This window comes from Nocardioides sp., assembly GCF_036274455.1.
Classification (GTDB): Bacteria; Actinomycetota; Actinomycetes; order Propionibacteriales; family Nocardioidaceae; genus Nocardioides.
Genome location: NZ_DASUFR010000191.1, coordinates 1 through 8,127, shown reverse-complemented (window position 1 = coordinate 8,127; position 8,127 = coordinate 1). Strand labels below are relative to the sequence as shown.

At 71.9% G+C, this 8,127-nt stretch carries 9 protein-coding genes; 7 read left to right on the top strand and 2 right to left on the bottom strand.

The features are described 5' to 3' along the window. Window positions 1–63: 63 nt before the first annotated feature. Entirely contained in the window at window positions 64–546 is a 483-nt protein-coding gene (locus tag VFV89_RS19145) for a carboxymuconolactone decarboxylase family protein (RefSeq protein ID WP_329707566.1), read from the top strand. Window positions 547–554: 8 nt separating this feature from the next. Here VFV89_RS19145 and VFV89_RS19140 read toward each other — a convergent pair whose 3' ends face one another. Further along, on the bottom strand, window positions 555–2,141 hold the full coding sequence (locus tag VFV89_RS19140; RefSeq protein WP_329707565.1) for a fatty acyl-CoA synthetase: 1,587 nt from the start codon (window positions 2,139–2,141) through the stop codon (window positions 555–557). A gap of 93 nt (window positions 2,142–2,234) precedes the next feature. Here VFV89_RS19140 and VFV89_RS19135 point away from each other — a divergent pair, with 93 nt between their 5' ends. The 3 genes from VFV89_RS19135 to VFV89_RS19125 are packed head-to-tail and all read left to right on the top strand — an operon-like array spanning window position 2,235 to window position 4,065. Beyond that, window positions 2,235–2,564: a PadR family transcriptional regulator gene (locus VFV89_RS19135; RefSeq protein ID WP_329707564.1), complete on the top strand. Its 330-nt coding sequence runs from the start codon at window positions 2,235–2,237 to the stop codon at window positions 2,562–2,564. Further along, entirely contained in the window at window positions 2,561–2,965 is a 405-nt protein-coding gene (locus tag VFV89_RS19130) for a hypothetical protein (RefSeq protein WP_329707563.1), read from the top strand. Before VFV89_RS19135 ends, VFV89_RS19130 begins: the two co-directional genes overlap by 4 nt. After that, window positions 2,944–4,065 (top strand): serine hydrolase domain-containing protein, encoded by a 1,122-nt coding sequence (locus tag VFV89_RS19125; protein WP_329707562.1) that lies wholly within the window; start codon window positions 2,944–2,946, stop codon window positions 4,063–4,065. Before VFV89_RS19130 ends, VFV89_RS19125 begins: the two co-directional genes overlap by 22 nt. A 30-nt stretch (window positions 4,066–4,095) precedes the next feature. Here the strand turns inward: VFV89_RS19125 and typA are convergent, their stop codons facing one another. Beyond that, window positions 4,096–5,985 carry a translational GTPase TypA gene (gene typA / locus VFV89_RS19120; protein WP_329707561.1) on the bottom strand — a complete coding sequence of 630 codons (1,890 nt, stop codon included), beginning with the start codon at window positions 5,983–5,985 and terminating at the stop codon, window positions 4,096–4,098. A 60-nt stretch (window positions 5,986–6,045) separates the two neighbouring features. Here typA and VFV89_RS19115 point away from each other — a divergent pair, with 60 nt between their 5' ends. From VFV89_RS19115 to VFV89_RS19105, 3 genes are all read left to right on the top strand, one after another. Beyond that, window positions 6,046–6,489, top strand: coding sequence for a hypothetical protein (locus VFV89_RS19115; RefSeq protein WP_329707560.1), 444 nt, complete (start codon window positions 6,046–6,048; stop codon window positions 6,487–6,489). A gap of 9 nt (window positions 6,490–6,498) precedes the next feature. Further along, window positions 6,499–6,969, top strand: coding sequence for a PPOX class F420-dependent oxidoreductase (locus tag VFV89_RS19110; RefSeq protein ID WP_329707559.1), 471 nt, complete (start codon window positions 6,499–6,501; stop codon window positions 6,967–6,969). Continuing rightward, window positions 6,966–8,127: M4 family metallopeptidase (locus VFV89_RS19105; protein WP_329707558.1), on the top strand; the 1,162-nt coding region annotated here is incomplete at its 3' end. The genes VFV89_RS19110 and VFV89_RS19105, both read left to right, overlap by 4 nt.

Sequence of the window (8,127 nt, the reverse complement as noted above, 5' to 3'; positions counted from 1 at the left end):
TCGCGGGCGGGCGGCATCTGGTGCTCGAAGGCCCCAGACAGGGGACCCGACGAGAGGACGACGATGGAACCCCGGATCAACTTCACCGACAACGAGGTCGGCGGCAAGATCGCCAAGAGGCTGTTCAACGTCAACCTGGCGATCGAGCAGTCCCGCTTGCCCCGGACCGTCCGCGACCTGGTGAGCCTGCGCGCCAGCCAGATCAACGGCTGTGGTTGGTGCGTCGACATCCACACCAAGGAGGCGGCCGGGGCGGGCGAGGACGACGTGCGCATCCACCTCGTGGCGGCGTGGCGCCACTCCAGCGTGTTCACCGAGGCCGAGCGGGCGGCGCTGGCGCTCACCGAGGAGGGCACCAGGCTCGCCGATGGGGCGGGGGTCTCCGACGAGACCTGGGCCCGGGTGCGCGAGCACTTCGACGAGGAGCAGCTGACGGCGCTGGTCTCGCTGATCGCGCTGATCAACGCCACCAACCGGCTCGGCGTGATCTCCGGCTACGCGGGTGGGTCCTACCAGCCCGGCACGATGGCGGCCCAGGCCGGCTGAGCGTCACGCTATCCGTCCCCGGCGGCGAGGTCGGCGTGCTCCTCGCGGAGCTGCCGCTTCACGATCTTGCCGCTGGGGTTCTTCGGCAGCGCGTCGACGATGACGACGTACTTCGGCACCTTGAAGCCCGCCAGCACCGACCGCGTGTGGCCGACGACGTCCTCGGAGGTGAGGGCGGCCCCCTCCTTGGGCACGACGGCCGCGGCGACCGCCTCCACCCAGCGCGGGTGGCTCACCCCGAAGACCGCGACCTCGGCGACGCCTTCGAGCTGGTAGATCGCCTCCTCGACCTCGCGGGAGGCGACGTTCTCGCCACCGGTCTTGATCATGTCCTTCTTGCGGTCGACGACGTAGAGGTGCCCGGTCTCGTCGACGTAGCCGAGGTCGCCGGAGTGGAACCACCCGTTGCGGAACGCCTCGCGAGTCTTCTCGTCGTCCTGGTAGTAGCCGAGCATGGCGTGCGGCGAGCGGTGCACGATCTCGCCGACCTCGCCGGCCTGTACGTCCCGGTCCAGGTCGTCGACGATCCTGGTCTCGACGTTCAGGGCCGCCCGGCCGGCGGAGCCGGCGTGCGAGAGCTGCTCGTCAGGGCCGAGCGAGGTGGCCAGCGGCGCCATCTCGGTCTGGCCGTAGAAGTTCCACAGGCGTACGCCGGGCAGCCGCGACTGCATCTCCTTGAGGATCTCGACCGGCATCGGCGAGGCGCCGTAGTAGCCCTTGGCCAGCGTCGAGAGGTCGGCGTCGTCGAAGCCGGGGTGGCGCAGCAGCCCGATCCAGACCGTCGGCGGGGCGAAGAACCGGTTGACGCGGTGCTCCTCGATCGCAGCGAGGACGGCTGCAGCGTCCGGACCGCGCAGGATGATGCTGGTCGCGCCGATCCACACGTCGGGGCCGAGGAAGACGTCGAGCTGGGCGCAGTGGTAGAGCGGCAGGGAGTGCAGGTCGATGTCGTCCGGGCTGTACTCACCGTCGACCACGCAGGTTGCGTACTGCCACAGCAGCGACCGGCTCGAGAGCAGCGCGCCCTTGGGCCGCGACTCGGTGCCGGAGGTGAACATCATCCGGACCGGGTCGTCGTCTCGGACCAGCACCTCGGGCGGTGCGCCGTCGTGGTCGAGCCAGTCCTGGAGGTCCGCCCAGCCGTCCGGTACGTCGTCGCCCGCCAGCCGGACCACGTGCTTGAGCCGGACCGTCCCGGCCGACGCCGCGGCGAGGGCCCGGTCCGCCGTCCCGACCAGGGCGTCCTCGGCGACGAACGCCTGCGCGCCGCTGTGGTCGAGGATGAAGGCGATCTCTTCGCCACCGAGCATGAAGTTGACCGGCACGAGCACGACGCCGATCCGCGCGGTCGCGAAGTCGAGGACCGCGAGCTGCCAGCAGTTGTGGCAGAGCAGGGCGAGCCGGTCGCCCTTCGCCAGCCCGGCGCCCGCCATCGCGGCCGCGGCCCGGTCGACCGCGGCGTCGAGCTCGGCGAAGGTGATCCGGGTCGGGCCGTCGATGATCGCGACCTTGTCCGGGTAGCGCCGCGCCGAGCGCCGTGGCAGGTCGCCCAGCGACTGCTGGCGAGCGGTGCTGATCAGCTCCGAGGTCTCCATGGACCCGATCCAACACCCGAATGCGGGCGGCGGTTACTCCCGTGCCGGAACCAGGTGTGCCATACATCGTAGATCGATGTATCGTGGCTCGACATGACCGAGCAGGCGCTCTTCATCCTGGCCAGCCTCGCGCTCGGCGAGCTGCACGGCTACGGCATCGCGCGGGACGTCGAGGAGCTCTCGGGCGGCCGGGTGCGGCTGACTGCCGGCACGCTCTACGGCGCGCTCAACAGGTTGACGGCCGACGGACTGGTGACGCAGTCCCGCGAGGACGTCGTGGCGGGGCGCCGTCGTCGCTACTACCGGCTCACCGCCGCTGGCCAGACCGCGCTGGCCGACGAGACGGCCCGGCTCCGGTCGCTCGCCACGGCGCTCGGCTCGCGCAGCGGCGTCAGGCCGAACCGGAAGCCGCGACTCGCATGAGCGCCCGGACGCGACGGCGCCTCCTCGCGCTGTGCCTGCTCGCCTACCCGCGGGCCGTCCGCCGGCGGGACGGCGACCACCTGGCCGGTCTCGCGCAGGAGCTCGCGGAGCGCTCCGGTGTCGGGCGCGAGGCGTTCTCCCTCGTGTGCGGTGGCCTGGTCGCCCGCGCCGCGGGCATCCGGCGCTGGGCCCTCGTCGGCATCGGCGCGATCACGGTCACCGCGCTCACCGCCGGCTTCGTGGCCGCGCAGGGCGTGGCGGTCCGGGTGGAGGTGCAGTCGTGCTCCGACCGGGAATGCCGAGCGGTCGCCGCTTGGGCCGCCGGCCTCGAGCGCACCGGCTGGCGGTGTGACCAGAGGTCGTCCGGCGAGGACGTGGCGTGGCAGTGCACCCGGTCCTGACCCGGGGACTCGTGGCGCTCGCGCTCGGCGCATCGGTCCTCACCGGTCCACCCGCCGATGCGCGCACGCCGGACCCGGCCTCGGTGTCGGTCACGAGGTTCGTCGAGCGCACGGTGCCTGCCGGCGCGAGCGGCACGCTGGTCGCGATGCGCGGCCACCGGGTGGTGGCGTGCGAGGGTCTCGGATGGGCTGATCGGGCCGCGCGGGTGCCGGCGGGCTGCGACACGGTCTACGACATCGGCTCGCTCACCAAGCAGTTCACGGCTGCCGCGGTCGTCAAGCTCGAGATGCTCGGCCGTCTCGACGTCCAGGACCCGATCGGCCGGTGGCTCGGTCCGGTGCCGCCCGACAAGGAGGCGATCACCGTGCAGCAGCTCCTCACGCACACCTCGGGGCTGGTCGGCTCCCTCGGCGACGACTACGAGCGGCTCAGCCGCCGCCAGCTGCTGCGTCGGGCGCTGGCGTCCCCGCTGCGGACCACGCCCGGCTCGCACTACCACTACTCCAACCTCGGCTACAGCCTGCTCGCCCTCATCATCGAGCGGGCGTCGGGGACGACGTACGAACGGTTCCTGGCCCAGCACCTCTTCCGCCCCGCGGGGATGCGCCACACCGGCTACGTCCTGCCGCACTGGCGCCGGGCCGACGTGGCCGTGGAGTACGACGCACGAGGTCGCGCCCAGGGTCGTCCCTTCGACCACCCGTGGGCGGCGAGCGGGCCGTGGTGGAACCTCCGCGGCAACGGCGGCCTCCTCTCGACCGCCAACGACCTGGCCCGCTGGCAGCGGGCGCTGCTCGACCACCGCGTGCTCGACCGAAGCGCCCAGCGCGAGCTGTTCCGGCCGCGGGTCCAGGAGCAGCCCGCCGGTGACAGCTGGTACGGCTACGGCTGGGTGCTGCTCGACACCCCGGCCGGCCGGGTGGCATGGCACAACGGCGGCAACGGCTGGTCCTACGCCGAGCTCGCCCGGGTGCTCGGCACCGGCGCCATGGTCTTCTGGGTGACCAACCGGGTGCGGTCGGGCGGCGCGTGGAACCTCGAGCGCGACGGTGTTCGGCTCACCGGTGGCGTCCTCCGCCGGCTGCTCGCCGAAAGGTAGTGGTGCGCCGCGGGTGGACCTGACGATCGACTAGGCGTTGGCGCGGCGAGCCCGGGCAGCCATCTTCGCCCGGTCGTTCTGGTCGAGCACGACCTTGCGCAGCCGGACCGTCTCTGGGGTGACCTCGACGCACTCGTCCTCGCGGCAGAACTCCAAGCACTGCTCGAGCGACAGCTTGCGCGGCGGGACCAGCTTCTCGAAGTTGTCGGCGGTGGAGGAGCGGATGTTGGTCTGCTGCTTCTCCTTGGTGATGTTGACGTCCATGTCGTCGGCGCGGGAGTTCTCGCCGACGATCATCCCCTCGTAGACCTCGGTCGCCGGCTCGACGAAGAGCACGCCCCGCTCCTGCAGCGAGGTCATGGCGTACGCCGAAGCCTTCCCCGTCCGGTCGGCCACCAGCGAGCCGGACGCGCGCGACCGGATCTCGCCGGCCCACGGCTCGTAGCCGTCGAAGACGTGGTGGGCGATGCCGGTGCCGCGGGTGTCGGTGAGGAACTCGGTGCGGAAGCCGATCAGGCCGCGCGCCGGGACCAGGAACTCCATCCGCACCCAGCCGGTGCCGTGGTTGGTCATCTGCTCCATCCGGCCCTTGCGGGCGGCGAGGAGCTCGGTGATCGTGCCGAGGTACTCCTCCGGGGCGTCGATGGTCAGCCGCTCCATCGGCTCGTGCACCTTGCCGTCGACCTCCTTGGTGACGACCTGGGGCTTGCCGACGGTGAGCTCGTAGCCCTCGCGGCGCATCTGCTCGACCAGGATGGCCAGGGCCAGCTCGCCGCGGCCCTGGACCTCCCACGCGTCGGGCCGCTCGGTGGGGAGGATCTTGAGCGAGACGTTGCCGACCAGCTCGGCGTCGAGCCGGTCCTTGACCAGCCGCGCGGTCACCTTGGCGCCCTTGACCTGCCCGACCAGGGGGCTGGTGTTGGTGCCGATCGTCATCGAGATCGCGGGCTCGTCGACGTGGATCAGCGGCAGTGCGACCGGGTGCTCCGGATCGGCCAGGGTCTCACCGATGGTGATGTCGGGGATGCCCGCGACCGCGACGATGTCACCGGGGCCCGCCTGCTCGCCCGGCTTGCGCTCGAGCCCGTCGGTGACGAGGAGCTCGGTGACCCGGACGCTGCGGACCTCGCCGTCGCGGCGGATCCAGGCGACCGTCTGACCCTTCCGGATGGTCCCGGCGTGGATGCGGAGCAGCGCCAGCCGGCCGAGGAACGGCGAGGCGTCGAGGTTGGTGACGTGGGCCTGGAGCGGCGCGCCCTCGACGTACGTCGGTGCGGGGATGGTCTCCAGGATCGTCCGGAACAGCGGCTCGAGGTCGCTGCCCGCTGGCATCGAGCCGTCGGCCGGCTGCTGGAGCGAGGCGATGCCGGCCTTGGCGCTGGCGTAGACGACCGGGAAGTCCAGCGCGTCCTGGCCGTGGCTCTCGTCGAGCAGGTCGAGGAAGAGCTCGTAGGTCTCGTCGACGACCTCGCTGATCCTGGCATCGGCGCGGTCGACCTTGTTGACCACGAGCACGACCGGCATGTCGGCGTTGAGCGCCTTGCGGAGCACGAAGCGCGTCTGCGGCAGCGGGCCCTCGCTCGCATCGACCAGCAGCACGATCCCGTCGACCATCGACAGGCCGCGCTCGACCTCGCCGCCGAAGTCGGCGTGCCCGGGGGTGTCGATGATGTTGATGGTCAGGTCGTCGGCACCGTTGCGGTAGTGGATCGCGGTGTTCTTGGCGAGGATCGTGATCCCCTTCTCGCGCTCCAGGTCGCCGGTGTCCATGACCCGCTCGCCGACGGTCTCGGCCTGGTGCGCGGAGAACGCGCCGGCCTGCCGGAGCATCGCGTCGACCAGCGTGGTCTTGCCGTGGTCGACGTGCGCGACGATCGCGACGTTGCGGAGCTTCGCCTCGCGGCGATCGGGGTCAGGCACAAGGGTCAACTCTAGGGGCGAACGACGCTCCGATCCGCATCGGCGGACGTAGGCTGCGCCATGCGCACGGCGGTCCTGCTGCTGCTCCTCTCCGCCTTGGTCGGCTGCAGCGCCTTCGGCCACGACTGCACGGCCGTCGGCAGCTGGAACGGCGTCACGGTCGAGTTCGCGCCCGGGCTCCAGCTGGTGAGCGGGAGCCTGGCCGTCACCGTGTGCGACGACCACGAGTGCGGAGCGTTCGAGGACGACTGGGCCCGACGCCCGATGTGGGGCGGCCTCCCGGCCCTGACCGCGACCTTCGACGACCTCGGCCGCTCGTTCGAGCCGGGGACGGTGCACGTGACGGCGGAGCTGCGTGACCAGGCTGGCGCCGTGATCGCCCGGCGGGAGCAGGCCGTCGAGCTCTCCCGCATCCAGCCGAACGGGAAGGACTGTGACGGCGACGGCTGGGTCAACGGCGGCATGTCGATGACGCTCGAGGACGCCGTCGTCGTCGCCTCCTAGGCTGGCGGCATGCCCACCATCGCGACGAACACTCGGGTCTCGCGCGAGGAGCTGCTCGACTTCGTGCGGACCCGCCACCACCTGGTCCTGGTGACCACGAGACGGGACGGCAGACCACAGCTGTCGCCGGTGACGGGAGGCGTGGACGCCGAGGGTCGGATCGTGGTCTCGACCTACCCCGACCGCGCCAAGACCACCAACCTGCGCCGTGACCCCCGGGCCACGGTCCTCGTCCTCTCCGACGAGTGGAACGACGCGTGGGTGCAGGTCGACGGCACCGCCGAGGTCCTCGACATGCCGAGCCCCGAGGCGGAGGACGGGCTGGTGGAGTACTTCCGGTGCATCTCCGGTGAGCACCCCGACTGGGACGACTACCGGCAGGCGATGCGCCGGCAGGGCAAGTCGCTGGTCCGGATCACGCCCGACCGGTGGGGGCCCGTGGCGACCGGTGGGTTCCCGGCGGACCGGGTGCCGAGGTGAGTTCGCCGCGGAGACGGCACTGCTTCGTCCCGCCGTACCTCCTGCAGGAGATCGCCCGCAACCGACCCGAGGACGCCGGGTGGGTGCTGCAGATGCTGGCCCACGACGAGCGGCTCCGGACCCAGCGCACGGTCCAGGCGCCTCCCGCGACGAGTCCCGACTGGGTCGTGCACACCGCGCGCAACGGCTCGACGCTCCCGGGCGATGTGGTGCGCACCGCAGGCGACGACCCGAGCGGCGACGTCGCCGTCGACGAGGCCGCCGACGGCGTGGCCGCGTCGCTGGCGATGTACGCCGAGGTCTACGACCGCGACTCCTACGACGACGCCGGCGCGAGCGTGGTGGCGACCGTGCACTACCAGCGGAGCTACGACAACGCGTTCTGGAACGGCATCCAGCTGGTCTTCGGCGACGGCGACGGCAAGACCTTCGACCGGTTCACCAAGCCGGTCGACGTCCTCGGCCACGAGCTGACCCACGCGGTGACCGAGCGCACGGCCGGCCTCGTCTACCGCGGCCAGCCCGGCGCGCTCAACGAGTCGGTCTCCGACGTGTTCGGCTCGTGCGTCAAGCAACGGGTGCTGGGGCAGACCGCGCAGGAGGCCGACTGGCTGGTCGGTGCCGGGCTGTTCCTGCCCGGCGTCCAGGGGCGGGCGCTGCGCGACATGGCCCATCCCGGGACGGCCTACGACGACCCGGTGCTCGGCAAGGACCCGCAGCCGGCGCACATGGACGACTACGTCACCACCAGCGACGACAACGGCGGTGTCCACATCAACTCCGGCATCCCCAACCGTGCCTTCCAGCTCGCCGCGGTCGCCATCGGCGGCTCGTCGGCCGAGGGGGCCGGGCGGATCTGGTACGCCGCCCTGACTGGCGGCCTCTCCTCGCAGGCCGACTTCGCCACCTTTGCAGCCGCGACGGTGGCCGCGGCCGGCGAGCACACCGACGCGGTCACGCAGGCCTGGGCGACGGTCGGGGTGACGCCGTCGACGTCCGGGCCGGGCGAGCCGCCGCCTGCGACGGGTGCGCCGACCCGGACCGTCAGCGTGCGGCGTTCCGGTGGCTTCGCCGGGCTGACCGCCGACGGCTCGGTCGACCTCGACACCGCCGACGCCCGGGCGAGCGAGCTGCAGCAGCTGGTGGACCGGATCGACC